Genomic DNA, 16420 nt, shown 5'->3' with positions numbered 1-16420 from the left:
GGGTGGCATGCTCCTCCGCTGGATCCTCGCCCCGGATCGCGTCGCCCAGCGTCACGATCGCGAGCTTGCGAGCTTCCTCGAGGGTGATCTTGCCATGGGTGCCGAGCGACATAGGCCGGCGCGTGCCGCCCTTGGTCCGATAGTCGGCGTAGTGGACCCGCTTGCCGCTCGGGAACACGCGGACGCCAAAGCCCGGCGGCTCGCTGCACCAGACGAAGTACGTGACGTCTCGTGGGGTCACGGCATCGACCGCCTTCTTGGTCAGCTTCGGCATGCCGGACCTTTGCCCTCTCTCGCTGGTGTCACCAGAGTGTCACCACAGATTGGGGCATTCGGGAATAACGGCGGGATCTCTGGTAAACATCAGGGATGAAAAAACACCGCGATATCAAAGTTTTAGCTAATCCCAGCAAACTGGGGAATCCCCGGGCAAACCAAGCACGTTAATCCTCCGAAGGCAAAGGTCACACGTTCGAAACGTGTCTGGTGCGCCAAAACCCATACCCTTCGGAACAGAACTGCGAACCACCGCCGTCTGAAATCGACGAGAGGCGGGCAGTAACCCGATGTGAGCTGGATAAGAATCGTGTCTGCTTCGCACCTATCTCGGTCGTGCAGCCAGTCAATCAATGTCTTTAAATCAAATATCTTCGTCTAAAATATTAGGTTTTTCGGATAACTAGGTTGTAGGTGCGGCCTATAAAATCAATTTAAATAATTGATTATGGCGGACACCGTAATAAATTCCCTCAATCAAATATAACGCTAGCCGCCATCGGCATCTCGATGCGGCCAAGTTGCATTACCCACCGGTCTCGGACATCGTTCGTGTGATTTGGGGCGGCGTGCCTCGCCGGAGCACGAAATCGTGGCCCTTCGGTTTCCGGCCCAGCGCCTGATCGATGACGCGCACGACATCGTCGTCGCTGCCGCCAACCCGAAGTATCGCCCTCAGGTCGGTCGCATCGTCCTGCCCCAGACATGTATAGAGGGTCCCGGAAGCTGTGACTCGCACGCGGTTGCAATCGGCGCAGAAATTGTGGGTGTGCGGGGTGATGAAGCCGATGAGGCCGCCGGTCTCCGCGATCCGGGCGTAGCAGGCCTGACCGCCGGTGCGTATCGGGATGTCGACCAGCGTCCAACGCTGTTCGATCTGCCGGCGCAGGGCATTGAGGGGCAGGTACTGGTCGAGGCGGTCGGCACCGATATCGCCGAGCGGCATGGTTTCGATCAGGCTCAGCGCCATGTCCCGCTCGTGCGCAAAGGCGATGAGATCGTGGATCTCGTGCTCTGTCCCATCCTTCAGAGCGACCGCGTTGAGCTTGACCGTGAGCCCCGCCGCACGAGCCGCCGCGAGTCCGTCCAGCACCTGAGCGAGCGAGCCGCCGCGGGTCAGTGTCCGGAAGCGCTCGGGGTCGAGGGTGTCGAGCGAGACGTTGATCCGGCGTACCCCCGTTCGGGCCAAATCCTCGGCGAAGCGGGGCAATTGCGTTCCGTTCGTCGTCAGGGTCAATTCGTGCAGCGAACCGTCCCGGAGCGGCTCGGAGAGCGCCTTGAACAGATCGAGGATTCCCTGTCGGACCAACGGCTCGCCACCGGTGATGCGCAGCGTGTCGATGCCGCGGGCGATGAACAGCCGCGCGAGCCGGGCCAGCTCCTCCAGGCTCAGGATGTCCCGCCGGGATCGAAAGCTCATGTCCTCCGACATGCAGTAGACGCAGCGCAGGTCGCATCGGTCGGTGACGGAGAGGCGCAGATAGGTCACGCGGCGTCCGAAGCCGTCGATGAGCCCGCAGGTCCGGGCCTGCGTCTGCGCGGCCATCTCAGGCCGCCTCGCCCGCGATTGCCAGCATCTCGGCGCGCGTGACGAATTTCTCGCGCGGCTTGCCGGCGGCCTGACCGCGAGCCAGTTCGGCGGCCTCGATCCGGCGCCACGCTGCGTAGTCGATGGTGCACCCGCTCCGGTTCGCGAGATTGGCCACCAGCGCGTCCGCGTTCCCGATCGGAGCCGGCAGAGCCGCGAGGTCGTCGAGCACGGCTGCGGCCGTCTCGACGCCGCAGGCGCGGTTCGTCCCGATCGTGCCGTGGGGCCCGCGCTTGCTCCAGCCGCAGGCGTAGAGGCCGGGCATCGTCACGTGGTCCGCATGGATCCGGCCACCGAGATTGGCATGAACGCCCGTCGCCGCATCATAGGGTACACCCAGCATCGGCGCGGTCCGCCGTCCGATGCTGGAGATGACGAGGCCGCACTTCAGCGCGATGGTTTCGTTCGTGGCCGGTCGACACAGGTGGAGTCGCTCGACATGGCCGTCCCCGGCGAGCTGTCGCGGCTCAAGGCCGAAGCGGATCAGGCAGCGCCGCGGCTGGCCGGTGTCCCGGCTGGCCTCCGCGAAGGCGCGCAGGATCTCGGCATTGGCGCGCGCTTCAACGCCTGCTTCAGCCGGCGGTTTCGGTACGCCTTCCGGGAGGTCGTCGGGGTCGAGACCGGTGCTGCACGCGGCGAGATCGCCGAACTCAGCCAGCTCCTTCGGGGAGAAGCGAGCGCGCTCGACGCCCCCGCGCCCGACGATCTGCACTTCCCGGATGCGGCTCTCGGCCAAAGCGTCCAGCGCATGGGCGGCGATGTCGGTGTGGCGCAACGCGTCGGGGGTCTTGAGCAGGATACGCGCGACGTCGAGCGCGACGTTGCCATGGCCGATCACCACCGCGCGCTCGGTCGAGAGGTCGAAGGCCAGCCCGGCGGCGTCGGGGTGACCGTTATACCAGCCGATGAAAGCGCCCGCCTGATGGCTTCCGGCCAAGTCCTCGCCGGGAATGCCCATCCGCCGGTCGAGGGAGGCCCCGTTCGCCAGGATCACGGCGTGGTAGCAGGCCCCGAGTTCGGCGACGCTCACGTCGACGCCAACCTCGACGCCTCCGACGAAGCGGAAGCCGGGCAGGCCGGCGATCCGGTCGAACACTGCGGTCACCTGCTTCAGCTTCGGGTGGTCCGGCGCGACACCGAACCGGACGAGCCCGAACGGAGCGGGCAGGCGCTCGAACAGGTCGACCGCCACCGGTACACCGGAGCGCAGCAGCGCCTCCGCTGCATAGAAGCCCGCCGGGCCGCTCCCGACCACCGCGATACGATGCGGCGCGCTCATGAGGCCAGCCGCTCCGCCCGCTCATCCGCGCCGGGCAGCGGCGGGAGCTTGGCGTTCACCACCGGGGTCTCGGCGGCGCGCAGCCGGTTGATCTCGACCCATCCGGCCTTGTCCGCCGGCATCTGCCAGGACGGATGGATCGCACGCACCGGGCAGATCGGCGCGCAGCCGCCGCAATCGATGCAGTTCTCGGGATCGATGTAGGTCATCTCCTCGTCGAGATGGAAGCACTCGACCGGGCAGACGGTGACGCACTCGGTGTAGCGGCAGCCACGACAGGAATCCGTGACGACATAGGCCATGTCGGTCTCACCTCAGCTGATACGAAATGGGGGACGCGGAGGCTGTCAGGCGGCGGCCACGTCCACGAGCATGTCGGAGAAGGTCGGGGCGTGGCCGAGATCGGCGAAGGCCGATGGCGTCAGGGCGTGGACGGTCGGCCCGCGCTGGTTGGAGCGCTGCCAGAAGCCCGCCGGAGCGACGACCACCCCGCGCATCACGTCGGGGGAGAGCGTCGCGAAGGCCTCGAACGTGCCGCGGTCGTTGAACACGCGGATCGGTGTTCCCGCCGCAATGCCGCGCGGCCCGGCATCATCCGGGTGCAGCAGCACCGCCTGCTGCTCGCCCGCCTGCGCGACCTGAGCCGGCAGGTTGCCGTAGTTCGAGTTCATGAACGCGTGGCTCTTGGGCGAGATCAGGCTGAGCGGGAAGCGCGCGGCGAGGGCGGGCGCGGAGCGCGGGCTCTCGTTCGGGGGCAGGTAGTGCGGCAGCGGATCGACCGGCTCGCCCGACTGGCCGCCGCCGTAGCCCTGGCGGAACAGCGGCGCGACGAAGTTGCCGCCTGCGGCCAGGCTCGACTTGAACTCGCACTTGCCGGAGGCGGTCGGGAAATTGCCGTCGCGATGGGGCGCCCAGGCATCGGCCGCGTCCATGGTCAGGCGCATGTAGCCCTTCTGCTTCAGCTCCTCGAGGGTGATGCCGGCCACCACCGGGCTCGACCAATCCATCGCGTCCGCGATCATCGCGTCGTCGGACCGGAAGAAGAACGGATCTTCGATTCCGAGCGCTTTGGCGAGCCGGCGGAACAGCTCGGTGTTCGGCACCGCCTCGCCGAGCGGGGCGATGGCCGGGTTGTTATAGGACAGGTACAGGTGCCCCCAGGAGAACATGATGTCCGCCTGTTCGAGCTGGGTGGTGGCCGGCAGCACGATGTCGGCGTAGCGCGCGGTGTCGGTCAGGAAGTGCTCGCTCACGACCGTGAACAGGTCCTCGCGCGCCAGCCCGCGCTCGATCGTCTGCTGCTGCGAGACCATCGCCATCGGGTTGGCGTTGTAGACGAACAGCGCGCGGATCGGCGGATCGAGGGGTATCTCGCCGGCCAGCGCCGGTCCGAGCCGCCAGGAATTGATCACCCGCATCGTCTCGGGCTGGAGGTCGGGCCGCATCAGGCCGGGCCAGTTCACCGGGAAGGCCCAGATCGGCAGTTGCAGCAGGCCGCCGCCGACATGCTTCCAGGCTCCGATCAGCGCCGGCAGACAGGCGATCGCCCGGACGGTCTGGCCGCCACCCGCATGGCGCTCCACCGCCACGCCGATCCGCACCACCGCCGGCGGCGTCGTGGCGTATTCCCGGGTCAGCTTGAGAATGTCCTCGACTGGAATGCCGGTCTCCGCCGAGGCGAATTCCGGGGTGTAGGCCTCGCACCGCTCGGCGAGCTCGTCGAACCCGATCGTATGCCGGTCGATGTAGTCGCGGTCGGTCAGCCCTTCCTTGATGATGATGTGCATCATCGCCAGCGCCAGCGCGCCGTCGGTGCCGGGGCGGATCGGGATGTGCCAGTCCGCCAGCCGCGCCGTGCGGGTGCGGACCGGATCGATCACCACGAGCTTGGCGCCGTTGCGCTTGGCCTGCTCGATGAACGGCCAGTGGTGCGAGTTGGTGCTGAGCGTGTTGCAAGCCCACAGGATGATGTACTTCGAATGGACGAAGCTCTCGGGATCGACGCCCGGCGTATGGCCGATCGTCATCATGTAGGCGGTGCACGAACTGGAATCGCAGAAGGTGCGCTCGCAGACGCTGGCGCCGAGCTTGTTGAACAGCGGATCGCCGACGTTGAGGCCGTTGATGATGCCCTGGGTGCCGAGATAGCTGTAGGGCAGGATGGCTTGAGCGCCGCTCTCGGCGATGATCGCCTTCCAGCGGCCGGCGATCTCGTCCAGCGCCGCGTCCCAGGTGACCCGGGCGAACTGGCCGCTGCCCTTCGGGCCGACGCGTCGCATCGGGTAGAGCAGGCGTTGGTCGCTGTAGACCCGGTTCTGGTAGTCGTTGACCTTCACGCACAGGCGCCCCTTGGTGAAGGGATGGTCCGGGTTGCCCCGCACCGCGATCGCCTTGCCATCCTCCACCGTCGTCAGGATCGAGCAGGTGTCGGGGCAATCGTGCGGGCATGCGCCGATGACGACTTCGCGGGCCATATCCACCCTCCGGTTGACCAAGTCTCGAACAGGAGGGGATCGTGCCAACGATTGAGGCGGCGGGCTTTATCGCGACCTGCGGCTTTGTATTCCTGAATTGCGGTCCTTGGGCCGCCGGACGCGGCGCTCGTCCCCAGGCCCTGCAGCGCGCTGGCGCAGGTTGTGCATCCGGATTGGAACCGTTTCAGCGTCCGAGGAGGATCGCCAGGCATGCTGGGGCATTCGGTCGACAAATACGTGACCGGACGGCTGCTCGACACGTCGAATCGCTTGCGCTGGTCGCACCTGCACGCCGAGCGCTGGAGCCATATGCCGGGCGAGCTTCCGGCCCTCACCCCGCACGATACCGAGATCGCCATCCTGCTGCGCGGCCGGACCTTCGTCGAACGGGTCGGCAGTGGCCGCCGCCAGCAGACCCACGGTCATCGCGGCACGGTCTGGCTCTGCCCGGCCGGCATCGAGGAGGAGTATGTCAACATCTCCGATCCCATGCTCGACTGCCTGCACATCTTCCTGCCGGGCCGCCCGTTCGCGGAGACCCTGCTGCGCGACCTCGACATCGACCCGGCCCGGGTCGAACTGCGCTACGAGGTCATCGCGCAGGATCCCTTCATCGAGCATGTCGCCGGCCGGATCATCGAGGAGATGGACAACGAGAGTGCGGCCGGACGGCTTCTCATCGAGTCGCTCGGTGTCGCGCTCGCCGCCCATCTCGTGCAGCGCTATTCGGCAGCGAACGTCCTGCGTAAGGAGAGCGCCGACAAGCCGCTCGACCGGCGGCGTCTCGAGCGGGTGGAGGACTTCATTGCGGCTCACCTGTTCGAGGATTTCGCGGTCGCCGACCTCGCGGCGGCGGCCTGCATGAGCGTCGCGCACTTCACCCGAAGCTTCCGCGCGGCGACCGGGCGGACGCCCTACGAGTATGTGAGCGGGCGCCGCCTCGATCTCGCCAAGCACCGGCTGCTGACGGAGGATACCCAGATCGCCGAGATCGCGGCGGCGACCGGGTTCTCGTCGCAGGCGAACTTCACCCGCGCCTTCCGGAACACGATGGGCGTGACCCCGGCCCAGTTGCGCGCCTCCGCGCAGAGATAGGCGGCGCGCCGCGCGCCGGAGGGGCCTGCGCCGAGCGGTCAGATCCCTCGACGGGCTGCGGAGCGGCCCAAGCGGCGGAGGCCGGCTCCCTCCAGGCGCGGATGCATCATGCCGTGCGCCTCCAGCCTCTTCCAAGACGGGACCGCCCGTCCTCCACGCGCTGTGCGCCCGGTCCCTGCGAAAGCCGGCCGCCTTCGTCAGCCACCGATCACGCGAGCCGATCCACCGCCGCACCGCCGGCTTCCGCAGGAATCGAACACTGAAAGACGTTTGCGGATAACGACCGCAGGCGGAAAATCCGGAAGCTTCCTCTCAAGAACTCCCGACATCAGGACCGGGAGCGAGGGGCGCATGATGAGCATCAAATCTGGACTGAGCCTGATCACGGCCGCACTCGGTGCGTGCATGAGCTTTTCCGCCGAGGCTATTGAGATCAATCCCGGGGACAATGAACAGTTTCCGGTCGGATCGACAATCGGGCTGCTCTATTACCAATACGGCTACGGCAACGAGTCCTACGCGCGGGGTACGAAGACGACTTCCGATGCGAAGCTGGACACGAATGTCGGCATCATCCGCCTTCTGCACGTCTATGAAGTCGCTCCGGGGGTGACGCTCGACCCGCAATTCCTCCTCCCCGTCGGCGCGATCTCAACCGGCGGCGTGCTGGCGCCCCTCGGATCGCCGGGCGGCGTAGGCGACCTCATTCTGGCGGCCCCGTTCAAGTTCAAGCTCGACACCGCCTTCAACGACGTCTTCGCCATTACCCCGTATCTCGTCGCGCCGACCGGGAGCTACGACCCGACCCGATCGCTGAACTTCGGCGCCAATCGCTGGCAAGGACTCCTTCAGGCGGGCTATATCAAGCACTTCGATCCGGCATGGTCGCTCGACCTGACCGGCGACGTCACGTTCTACTCTGACAACACCCGCTACAATTTCGGCGGCCTCGGGCGACTCTCGCAGGATCCGCAATTCGAGTTGCAGGCCTATCTGCGGTACAAGATCGATCCGGTCCTGGAAGTCGCGGGCGGCCTGGGCGGCAAGATCGGCGGCAACCAATCTTTCCGGCAGGTCTCGCTCCGAAATTCTCAGGGAACGATGTATGGCCGCCTCGGGGTCGCCTACTTCCCGGAGCCGACTTTCCAGATCCAGGCCATGATCGGCCGGGATCTCACCGTCGAGAACGGAACGAAGCAGGCGACCTTCGTTCAGTTGCGGCTTGCCAAGATCTTTCCCTAGAGCTGTTCCCGATCGCGTTGCAATCGGGCTCGACTCTAAGTCTTTGATTCAACGCGCTCGCTTGCGCCGAACCGGTATCCACTTCGGCGGCGAGCGCTCTAGTTGTGGAACCTCAAGAGGTTGTTCATCGGCAGGCGAAATCGGCTGATGGGTGGCATGGATTGTAGGCCGTGCGGGCGATGCCAGTTGTAGTTATGGAGCCACGGTTCGAGGGCGGCTTTTCGGTGTTCCGATGTAGGGTATGGGCGGGCATAGGCCCATTCTCGCAATGATGTCTGGACGAAGCGCTCGGCCTTGTTGGTTTTTGGGGTGTAGGGCCGGGTGCGGATGTGCTTGAGGCCGAGGGCTTTGCAGGCATCGCGGAAGGCGAAGCTTTTGTAGCAGGCGCCATTGTCGGTAATCGCGCGGGTGACAGTGACGCCGAGGCTTTGATAATAGGCGACGGCGGCGTGCAGGAAGGCGATGGCGCTTTCCTTTTTCTCGTTGGCGAGCACCTGGCTGAACGCGATGCGCGAGTGGTCGTCGATGCAGACGTGGACGAACTCCCAGCCGATGCCCCGTGCGTTCGACTGGCCGGTACGATCCCCTGTGATGCGGTGTCCGACGCGGTCGAATCGACCGAGCTTCTTCATGTCGATGTGGATGAGTTCGCCTGGGTGGTCCCGCTCGTAGCGGCGAACGGGCTCGGGTGGATCGAGGTCGCGTGCGCGGCTCAGCCGTGCCTCGCGCAGGATGCGGCTGACGGTGGCAGGCGAAAGCGCCAGCAAGGCGGCAATCTGCTTGCCGCACAGCCGCTGGCGGCGCTGTACGACGACCTGCTCGACGACATCGGTAGCAGTGGCCCGGGGTATCCGGTGCGGGCGCGAGCTGCGATCGGCGAGACCGGCGGCACCCTCGGTCCGGTAACGCGCCAGCCACTTGGCGACGGTACGACACGAGACCCCCAGTGCGGCCGCGACCGCACTGGGGGTCTCGTGCATCGTCATCACACGCCGGACCATCTCGGCTCGACTGTACGGTGTGGTTCGGGCATTCTTGTGAATGTTCATCCGATCGTTCCTCGCAAGATGACGTGTCGCAACATCAGTCTTGCGCGGTCACACCGGATGAACAAACTCTTGAAAGCTCATATCTAGTCAATCCGCCGACCTCCGACGAGCGGCACAAAATTCCACAGGTCCGCACTGGCTGAAACGGTCACGTGCAATCCCCTGCAGTCTATACATTAAAACAATTTAAAACGGGCCGGCGGCTTTCGGCCAGATGCCGCCGTTGCAGATAGTCTGCATGAGCGTTTGTGATGGGTGAAAAGGAGGATGGCAGCTCTTGGAAATGCTAGAGCAGGAAGCAGGCATCGCCTGCATTTGCGAGCCATCGGGCGGCCTGCAGTCTTAGGATTGGGGCAGGCGTCAAGTACCACCGCGATTTTCCGATGGGCTAGGTCTGTCCGCTCCTGGCAAAGGCGTTGAGCGAGACGGACGCCACCGCGCGCAAGGCGTCCCGATTGGCACCAGACGACGCCATGACCCCCATGCCAGAGGCGACCGTCGACAAGAACCGCGCCAGCGCCACGGGGTCGGCATCAGTCGGGAGATCGCCGGCCTCCTTGGCCGAGACGAAGCGCCCGAGGAGCTCCGTCTCCGTCTGCGCCCGACGCGACGCCAGCTCGAACGGGATGTTCTCCGAACCGGCGCCACAGGCGAGGCCACCCTGGACCAGGAGGCAGCCGGGCGGATTGGCCGGGTCGGTATGGCTCTCGGCGATGCTACTCAGGAAGCGTTCCGCCACATCGCGCGCGGTGGGGCCGGCGAGCACGTAGCGCATGTGCTCGGACCGTCGCAGCGCGTAGCGGTCGAGGGCCGCTTTGAGCAGCCCCTCCTTGCTGCCGAAGGCCGCGTACAGGCTCGGCGCCTTAATACCCATCGCCTTCGTCAGCATGGCGAGGCTCGCGCCGTCGTAGCCGTGGCGCCAGAACACCTCCATCGCCTCGTCGAGGGATTTGTCCATGTCGAAGGACCGGGGCCGCCCCATCACCATCGTCTGCAGGCTCCAACTTTTATATCGAGTGGTAGATAAGTCTCTTGACGCCAGACGTCCATGCCGACATGTGTAGCGTGCTCTACAAATGTCGGAGTCGGTCGTGAACCCTGCGCCTCATTCTCCTCCTACCCGTTCCGGTCTCGGGCGCAGCCTCACTGCGGGTGTCGCCCTCGCCCTGCTGGCAGGGGCCTCCGTCCAGCTCATCCCATTCCTGACGGCTCGCGGGACGGAGGCGGTCGCGGCCCCGACGCCGGCCGAGCAGGCGATGCCGGTGCCGGTCGCGACCGTTGTCCCTCGGGCGGTCGTGATCTGGGACGAGTTCTCTGGACGTCTCGAGGCCGTCGACCGGGTCGACGTCCGGGCGCGCGTCGGAGGCGCGATCCAGGCCACGCACTTCACCGAGGGCGAACTCGTAAAACCGGGCGACCTGCTGGTGACCATTGATCCGGCACCCTACGCTGCTGAGGTACAGCGTCTGGAGGCGCAGGTCGCCGGTGCCGAGGCTCGCGTTGCCCTGACCGCGAGCGACCTAGAGCGCGGGCAGCGGCTGTCGGGCCAACAGATCGTCACGGCGCGCGACCTCGACGTGCGCTCCAATGCATTCAAGGAAGCCAAGGCGAGCCTTGATGCGGCGAAGGCGACGCTGGAGGCGGCGCGGCTGAACCTCAGCTACACCGAGGTTCGAGCAGCGGTCGGCGGCCGTGTCGGACGCCGCGAGATTACGCCGGGCAACCTCGTCGCCACGGGTGCGGGTGCGGCTGTGCTGACCACCCTTGTCTCGGTCGATCCCGTCTATGCCAGCTTCGACGCGGACGAGACCGTCGTCCTCAAGGCGCTGGCTTCGCTCGCCGAATCATCGGGCAAGCGCGGCAAACTCGATCGTATCCCGGTCGAGATGTTCACTGCCGACGGCGTTCGAGCAAGCGGGCATCTCCAGTTCATCGACAACAAGGTCGACGCGCGCAGCGGCACCATCCGGGTCCGCGCCAGCTTCGCCAACGGCGACGGTCATCTCATCCCCGGCCAGTTTGCGCGCATGCGCCTTGGTCAGGCCACGCCGCAATCGCTGCTCCTCGTGGACGAGCGGGCGGTTGGCACGGATCAGGACAAGAAGTTCGTGCTCGTGGTCGGGGCGGATGACCGCGCCGAGTTCCGTGCCGTCACCCTCGGCCGGTCCGTCGACGGTCTCCGCGTCGTGACCTTGGGCCTGTCCGGCGGTGAGCGCATAATCGTCAACGGCTTGCAGCGGGTTCGCCCAGGAATGCTTCTGCGGTCCGAGCCTGTCACCATGGGTGCTCGGCCACAAGACGCCGCATCCGCCGCACGCCAGCTCGCCCAGCGCTGACAGCCGGCTCCGTACGCATCCCTGATCGACCATCATTCAAGGCGGCCGCCTCGCGACCGCCCTCTCTCGCTGCGCGCAGTCCCACACCGCGCGATCTCTCTCGCCCCCAGGTGAGCGGCATGAATTTCTCGAAATTCTTCATCGACCGGCCGATCTTCGCGGGCGTGCTCTCGATGCTCATCTTCATCATGGGCCTGATCTCGCTCTTCGCGATGCCGATCTCCGAGTATCCGGACGTGGTGCCGCCCTCGGTCGTCGTGCGCGCGACCTTCCCGGGCGCCAATCCGAAGGTCATCGTGGAGACGGTTGCGACGCCGATTGAGGAACAGATCAACGGCGTCGAGGGCATGCTCTACATGTCGAGCCAGGCCACGACCGACGGCATCATGACGCTCACCGTCACGTTCCGCCTGGGCACCGACCCCGACAAGGCGCAGCAGCTCGTCCAGAACCGCGTCTCGCAGGCCGAGCCGCGCCTGCCTGCGATCGTGCGCCAGCTTGGCATCGTTACGGTGAAGTCCTCGCCGGACCTGACGATGGTGGTGCACCTCGTCTCTCCGAACGGGCGCTACGACATGACGTACCTGCGCAACTACGCAGTGCTGAACATCAAGGACCGGCTCGCCCGTCTCGACGGTGTTGGCCAGGTGCAACTCTTCGGCTCAGGCGACTATTCCATGCGCATCTGGCTTGATCCGCAGAAGACCGCCGAGCATGGGCTGTCGGCTGGCGACGTGGTGCGCGAGATCCAGGCCCAGAACGTCGAGGCGGCGGCCGGCGTCATCGGCGCCTCGCCGGCGATCCCGGGGCTCGACCTCCAATTGTCGCTCAACGCCGAGGGGCGGCTGACCAGCGAGGAGCAGTTCGGCGACATCGTCGTCAAGACCGGGGCCGACGGGGAGATCACCCGCCTGCGCGACGTCGCCCGGATCGAGCTCGGGGCCTCCGACTACGCCCTACGCTCGCTCCTCGACAACAAGTCCGCCGTCGCCCTGCCGATATCCCAGTCGCCCGGATCCAACGCGATCCAGATTTCCGACGAGGTCCGAAGGACCATGGCCGAGATCAAGCTGAACATGCCCGAGGGCGTCGACTACGAGATCGTCTACGATCCGACGCAGTTCGTGCGCGCCTCCATCGAGGCGGTCATCCATACACTGCTGGAAGCGATCGCCCTCGTCGTCGTCGTGGTGATCCTCTTCCTGCAGACGTGGCGGGCCTCGATCATCCCGCTGCTCGCAGTGCCGGTCTCCATCGTCGGCACCTTCGCGGTGATGCACGCCTTCGGGTTTTCGATCAACGCGCTGAGCCTGTTCGGCCTTGTGCTCGCCATCGGCATTGTCGTCGACGACGCCATCGTGGTGGTCGAGAACGTCGAGCGGAACATCGAGCGTGGCCTGTCGCCGCGAGAGGCTAGCTACCAGGCCATGCGCGAGGTCTCTGGACCGATCATCGCCATCGCGCTGGTGCTCGTCGCGGTGTTCGTGCCGCTCGCCTTCATCAGCGGCCTCACGGGTCAGTTCTACAAGCAATTCGCCCTCACCATCGCGATCTCGACCGTCATCTCGGCCGTCAATTCACTGACCCTCTCGCCGGCCCTCTCGGCGCTTCTCCTCAAGGACCACCACGCCCCCAAGGACCGCCTGACTCGGATCCTCGACGGGCTGCTCGGCTGGTTCTTCCGACGCTTCAACCGCCTCTTCGGGCGGGCCTCGGACGGGTACGGGCGCGGCGTCGGCATCGTCGTATCTCGCAAGGCGACGATGATGGTGCTCTATCTCGTCCTCGTCGGGTTGACTGTGGTGCTGTTCCGCCAGATCCCCGGCGGCTTCGTGCCGGGCCAGGACAAGCAGTACCTCGTCGGCTTCGCGCAGCTTCCCGACGGTGCCACGCTCGACCGGACCGAGGAGGTGATCCGCCGCATGAGCGAGATCGCCCTGAAGGAGCCCGGAGTCGAGAGCGCCGTCGCCTTCCCGGGCCTTTCCATCAACGGCTTCACCAACAGCTCGAACTCGGGGATCGTGTTCTCGACCCTGAAGCCCTTCGAGGAGCGCCGCTCGCCGGCCCTGAACGGGGGCGCCATCGCGCAGTCGCTCAACAAGAAGTTCGCCGCGATCCCCGAGGCCTTCATCGCGATGTTCCCGCCGCCGCCCGTCAACGGCCTCGGCACCATCGGCGGCTTCAAGCTCCAGATCGAGGACCGTGCCGGCCTCGGTTACGAGGCGCTCAACGACGCGACCAAGGCCTTCCTGGCGAAGGCAGCGCAGGCGCCCGAACTCGCGGGTCTGTTCTCCAGCTTCCAGATGAACGTGCCGCAGCTCTTCGCCGACATCGACCGGACGAAGGCGCGCCAGCTCCGGATTCCGGTCACCGACGTGTTCGACACGCTGCAGATCTATCTCGGCTCGCTCTACGTCAACGACTTCAACCGGTTCGGCCGCACCTACTCGGTTCGGGTCCAGGCCGACGCGCCCTTTCGCGCCCGCTCTGACGACATCGGCGCGCTGAAGGTGCGGGCGGGCTCGGGCGAGATGGTGCCGCTCGCGGCCCTCCTGCATGTCCGGCAGACGGCCGGCCCGGAGCGTGCCATGCGCTACAACGGCTTCCTCTCCGCCGACATCAACGCCGGCGCAGCACCGGGCTACTCGTCGGGCCAAGCCCAGGCGGCGGCCGCCCGCATCGCGGCCGAGACCCTGTCGCGGGGGTTCGCCTTCGAGTGGACGGACCTGACCTATCAGGAGTTCATCGCGGGCAACTCGGGGATGTGGGTGTTTCCGCTTGCGTTGCTCCTGGTTTTCCTCGTGCTCGCCGCCCAGTACGAGAGCCTGGCGCTGCCGCTCGCCATTCTGATGATCGTGCCGATGGGCCTTCTGGCTGCAATGTTCGGCGTCTGGCTCTCGGCGGGCGACAACAACGTCTTCACCCAGATCGGCCTGATCGTCCTCGTCGGCCTCTCGGCCAAGAACGCGATCCTGATCGTCGAATTCGCCCGTGAACTGGAATTCGCCGGTCGCTCCCCGCTCCAGGCCGCCATCGAGGCGAGCCGCCTACGGCTGCGCCCGATCCTGATGACCTCGATGGCCTTCATCATGGGCGTCCTGCCCCTGGTGACGGCCACCGGTGCCGGCTCCGAGATGCGCAGCGCCATGGGCGTCGCCGTCTTCTCCGGCATGATCGGCGTCACCGCCTTCGGGCTCTTCCTGACGCCGGTGTTCTACGTCCTGTTGCGCCGCCTCAGCGGCAACCGGCGGCTCAAGCAGCACGGTGGCCCCGCGCCGCTCGCCCACCAGGACCGGATTGCGGAGGCGGCCTAGCTGTATGGTCCCGATATTGAGATGGAGATCCAGTCCGCCGGCGAACTGGCCAACCTAACCAACCGGGAGGCCGACGTCGCGATCCGCGTTGTCTACGATCGTAAGACCCTGCCGCCCAACCTTCATGGCCTGAAGGGACCGGATCTGTTCGGGGGAGTTTACGTGTCCCGTGACCGGCTTGCTGCGTGGCGTGAGGGTGCGTCCGACGCCATTCGATGGAGATCGTGATCAGTGCCCAAGGCATCCCTGACTGGGTCCGCGAGGGCGAGGCTCCTGCCACGGGCGTTACGTTCAGGATCACGGACGGAGAGGCGCAGGTCGCGGCGGTGCAGCAAGGTATTGGGATGACGACGCTGCCGTGCTTCGTCGGAGATGCCGACCCGCTCCTCGCCAGGGTACCCGGCTCTGCCCTGCACATGCATGGGACGCTTTGGATTCTGACGCAGGGGGAGACGCGCAAGACAAAGCAAGTGCGGCTTTTCATCGAATTTTTGTCACGCAGGCTTGCCGCCTATGCTCCGCTTCTCGCGGGTTCAACAGCCTCGAATGTTTGAGAAGCAACTGCGAGGAAAGTGGAGTGCTCAACACCCCGCCGCTGATGCTTGACAGCATGCAATCTGCATCCGGCCTGTTGCTGTCACCCACAAGTTTGGGGAGGCTTATGTCCGCTCTCCGACAACGCAGAGCTCAGCTCGTTCGGCCGTCTTAGGTCGGTAGGACGCTGTCCGCTTTTTCGGCGGCCAACCTCCGAAGCAGTCATTCCGCTTTCGGCCAACCTGGTCCTTTTTAGCCCGATGAGATCGCAGGCAAGCAGACCTTCCGAATGCCAGCGGCGACCGCCCGTTGTGGACATCCAGAAATCGCCGTATGCGCGACGGCGATGCCCAGGCGATCACCTCGCACCATCCGGTACGATAGCCTCTTTGACGAGGTCAGCTTGCGCCTCCCGCTGTTCGAGGGCCTTTCTGCCGACAACATTCAGCATCTCTCGGCGTTGGGATTCGGTCGCGGCTTCCTGACAGCCTCCCTCCGAGCCCGCTTGCGCAAAGCAGGATTTCGCGACCTATCACATTTGGCTCAGTCTTCCCCGGACGAGATCACTCGAGTCAGGAAGTTCGGACCGGTCCGGGTCGAGCTTATTCGGACTTTCATCCTCGATGAGATTGCACATTGGCTGCCGAGCGCATGTCAGACGCACGCAGTCGCGGCTACCAGGGAACGAAGGCTCGAGCTGCTGCGCGAAACGCAAATCGAACGTCTGGCACTGGATGCCGATAATATCGCAGCGCTCGGTTTTGCTGGAGGCTCTTGTGCGGATATGGCCGACCGTTCGCGCCTCAACCTCCTCGGTACAGGAATTGTAACGCCCAGCGACGTAGATCGCATCGTCACCGCGCTCGTCCGTTTCCTGGGAGCGTCCAGGGCGACCGTTCCTTGCCCCGTGGACGGGGCCAGGGAAGCACCTTCAGCGGAAATAGAGACAATCGAGGGCCGTCGTGCCGCATTGCTGGCGGATCAGGATCGTGAATGGGAGGAGGCAGCTCCAGCCAGAGATTGACGTGGTGGCACGGTTCGGAGGGTTTAGGGCGACGATAACGCGGGGGCACAGCAGGACCGTGGGGAAGTCGCTAGAGCGTTTTCGGTTTAATCTGGCTCCTATCCTGCGGCTCCTGCGGCGGCGAAGAAGTTGGCGCACTCGTCGGGTGTGACGGTGTCGACGAGGCGCCCGATGGCCGACCACAAACCCTCGACGGTCCGCTCGGCAGC

At 65.6% G+C, this 16420-nt stretch carries 11 protein-coding genes and 3 pseudogenes; 6 read left to right on the top strand and 8 right to left on the bottom strand.

The window, feature by feature from the left end; all coding sequences use genetic code 11:
• Positions 1 to 64 precede the first annotated feature (64 nt).
• The 5 genes and pseudogenes from MKL20_RS05950 to MKL20_RS05930 form a co-directional block, all read right to left on the bottom strand.
• Positions 65 to 274, bottom strand: a pseudogene (locus tag MKL20_RS05950) (Arm DNA-binding domain-containing protein); the annotation flags it as partial.
• 528 nt (positions 275 to 802) lie between these two features.
• On the bottom strand, positions 803 to 1822 hold the full coding sequence (gene moaA / locus MKL20_RS05945; protein ID WP_244035906.1) for a GTP 3',8-cyclase MoaA: 1020 nt from the start codon (positions 1820 to 1822) through the stop codon (positions 803 to 805).
• Position 1823: 1 nt separating this feature from the next.
• Positions 1824 to 3143 carry an FAD-dependent oxidoreductase gene (locus tag MKL20_RS05940; RefSeq protein ID WP_244035905.1) on the bottom strand — a complete coding sequence of 440 codons (1320 nt, stop codon included), beginning with the start codon at positions 3141 to 3143 and terminating at the stop codon, positions 1824 to 1826.
• Positions 3140 to 3445, bottom strand: coding sequence for a ferredoxin family protein (locus tag MKL20_RS05935; protein WP_243970759.1), 306 nt, complete (start codon positions 3443 to 3445; stop codon positions 3140 to 3142). Before MKL20_RS05935 ends, MKL20_RS05940 begins: the two co-directional genes overlap by 4 nt.
• A 45-nt stretch (positions 3446 to 3490) precedes the next feature.
• The gene (locus MKL20_RS05930; protein ID WP_244035904.1) at positions 3491 to 5617 is read right to left on the bottom strand and encodes a molybdopterin-dependent oxidoreductase; all 2127 of its coding nucleotides are present in this window, start codon (positions 5615 to 5617) and stop codon (positions 3491 to 3493) included.
• A 210-nt stretch (positions 5618 to 5827) separates the two neighbouring features.
• On the opposite strand from MKL20_RS05930, the gene MKL20_RS05925 reads away from it, so the two are divergent.
• Together MKL20_RS05925 and MKL20_RS05920 are read left to right on the top strand one after the other, a co-directional pair.
• Positions 5828 to 6712, top strand: coding sequence for a helix-turn-helix transcriptional regulator (locus MKL20_RS05925; RefSeq protein WP_244035903.1), 885 nt, complete (start codon positions 5828 to 5830; stop codon positions 6710 to 6712).
• A 351-nt stretch (positions 6713 to 7063) separates the two neighbouring features.
• A complete protein-coding gene (locus tag MKL20_RS05920) occupies positions 7064 to 7954 on the top strand; it encodes a transporter (RefSeq protein ID WP_243970767.1) in 891 nt (296 codons plus the stop codon).
• Positions 7955 to 8052: 98 nt separating this feature from the next.
• Here the strand turns inward: MKL20_RS05920 and MKL20_RS05915 are convergent, their stop codons facing one another.
• Positions 8053 to 9003 carry an IS481 family transposase gene (locus tag MKL20_RS05915; RefSeq protein ID WP_244035902.1) on the bottom strand — a complete coding sequence of 317 codons (951 nt, stop codon included), beginning with the start codon at positions 9001 to 9003 and terminating at the stop codon, positions 8053 to 8055.
• A 388-nt stretch (positions 9004 to 9391) separates the two neighbouring features.
• Positions 9392 to 9991 carry a TetR/AcrR family transcriptional regulator gene (locus MKL20_RS05910; protein ID WP_244035901.1) on the bottom strand — a complete coding sequence of 200 codons (600 nt, stop codon included), beginning with the start codon at positions 9989 to 9991 and terminating at the stop codon, positions 9392 to 9394.
• An 88-nt stretch (positions 9992 to 10079) separates the two neighbouring features.
• Here MKL20_RS05910 and MKL20_RS05905 point away from each other — a divergent pair, with 88 nt between their 5' ends.
• The 4 genes and pseudogenes from MKL20_RS05905 to MKL20_RS05885 all read left to right on the top strand — a co-directional run bounded on the left by MKL20_RS05905 (position 10080) and on the right by MKL20_RS05885 (position 16211).
• On the top strand, positions 10080 to 11339 hold the full coding sequence (locus tag MKL20_RS05905; protein ID WP_244035900.1) for an efflux RND transporter periplasmic adaptor subunit: 1260 nt from the start codon (positions 10080 to 10082) through the stop codon (positions 11337 to 11339).
• Between the two features lie 119 nt (positions 11340 to 11458).
• Positions 11459 to 14653 carry an efflux RND transporter permease subunit gene (locus MKL20_RS05900; RefSeq protein ID WP_244035899.1) on the top strand — a complete coding sequence of 1065 codons (3195 nt, stop codon included), beginning with the start codon at positions 11459 to 11461 and terminating at the stop codon, positions 14651 to 14653.
• A gap of 9 nt (positions 14654 to 14662) precedes the next feature.
• Positions 14663 to 15207 (top strand): annotated as a pseudogene (locus MKL20_RS33245) (LysR substrate-binding domain-containing protein); the annotation flags it as partial.
• A 383-nt stretch (positions 15208 to 15590) separates the two neighbouring features.
• Positions 15591 to 16211 carry a hypothetical protein gene (locus MKL20_RS05885; RefSeq protein ID WP_244035896.1) on the top strand — a complete coding sequence of 207 codons (621 nt, stop codon included), beginning with the start codon at positions 15591 to 15593 and terminating at the stop codon, positions 16209 to 16211.
• 98 nt (positions 16212 to 16309) lie between these two features.
• Here MKL20_RS05885 and MKL20_RS05880 read toward each other — a convergent pair.
• A pseudogene (locus MKL20_RS05880) lies at positions 16310 to 16420 on the bottom strand (IS630 family transposase); the annotation flags it as partial.

Origin of the sequence: Methylobacterium sp. E-066, assembly GCF_022829635.1 — a bacterium.
Classification (GTDB): Bacteria; Pseudomonadota; Alphaproteobacteria; order Rhizobiales; family Beijerinckiaceae; genus Methylobacterium.
Note: the sequence above shows the minus strand (reverse complement) of the source record. Positions and strands in the feature narration are given on the sequence as shown.

What these genes read in the sequence shown, in the direction of transcription:
- moaA (WP_244035906.1), bottom strand. Translation starts at nt 1,822, where the DNA reads ATGGCCGCGCAGACGCAGGCCCGGACCTGCGGGCTCATCGACGGCTTC.
- MKL20_RS05940 (WP_244035905.1), bottom strand. Translation starts at nt 3,143, where the DNA reads ATGAGCGCGCCGCATCGTATCGCGGTGGTCGGGAGCGGCCCGGCGGGC.
- MKL20_RS05935 (WP_243970759.1), bottom strand. Translation starts at nt 3,445, where the DNA reads ATGGCCTATGTCGTCACGGATTCCTGTCGTGGCTGCCGCTACACCGAG.
- MKL20_RS05930 (WP_244035904.1), bottom strand. Translation starts at nt 5,617, where the DNA reads ATGGCCCGCGAAGTCGTCATCGGCGCATGCCCGCACGATTGCCCCGAC.
- MKL20_RS05925 (WP_244035903.1), top strand. Translation starts at nt 5,828, where the DNA reads ATGCTGGGGCATTCGGTCGACAAATACGTGACCGGACGGCTGCTCGAC.
- MKL20_RS05920 (WP_243970767.1), top strand. Translation starts at nt 7,064, where the DNA reads ATGATGAGCATCAAATCTGGACTGAGCCTGATCACGGCCGCACTCGGT.
- MKL20_RS05915 (WP_244035902.1), bottom strand. Translation starts at nt 9,003, where the DNA reads ATGAACATTCACAAGAATGCCCGAACCACACCGTACAGTCGAGCCGAG.
- MKL20_RS05910 (WP_244035901.1), bottom strand. Translation starts at nt 9,991, where the DNA reads ATGGTGATGGGGCGGCCCCGGTCCTTCGACATGGACAAATCCCTCGAC.
- MKL20_RS05905 (WP_244035900.1), top strand. Translation starts at nt 10,080, where the DNA reads ATGTCGGAGTCGGTCGTGAACCCTGCGCCTCATTCTCCTCCTACCCGT.
- MKL20_RS05900 (WP_244035899.1), top strand. Translation starts at nt 11,459, where the DNA reads ATGAATTTCTCGAAATTCTTCATCGACCGGCCGATCTTCGCGGGCGTG.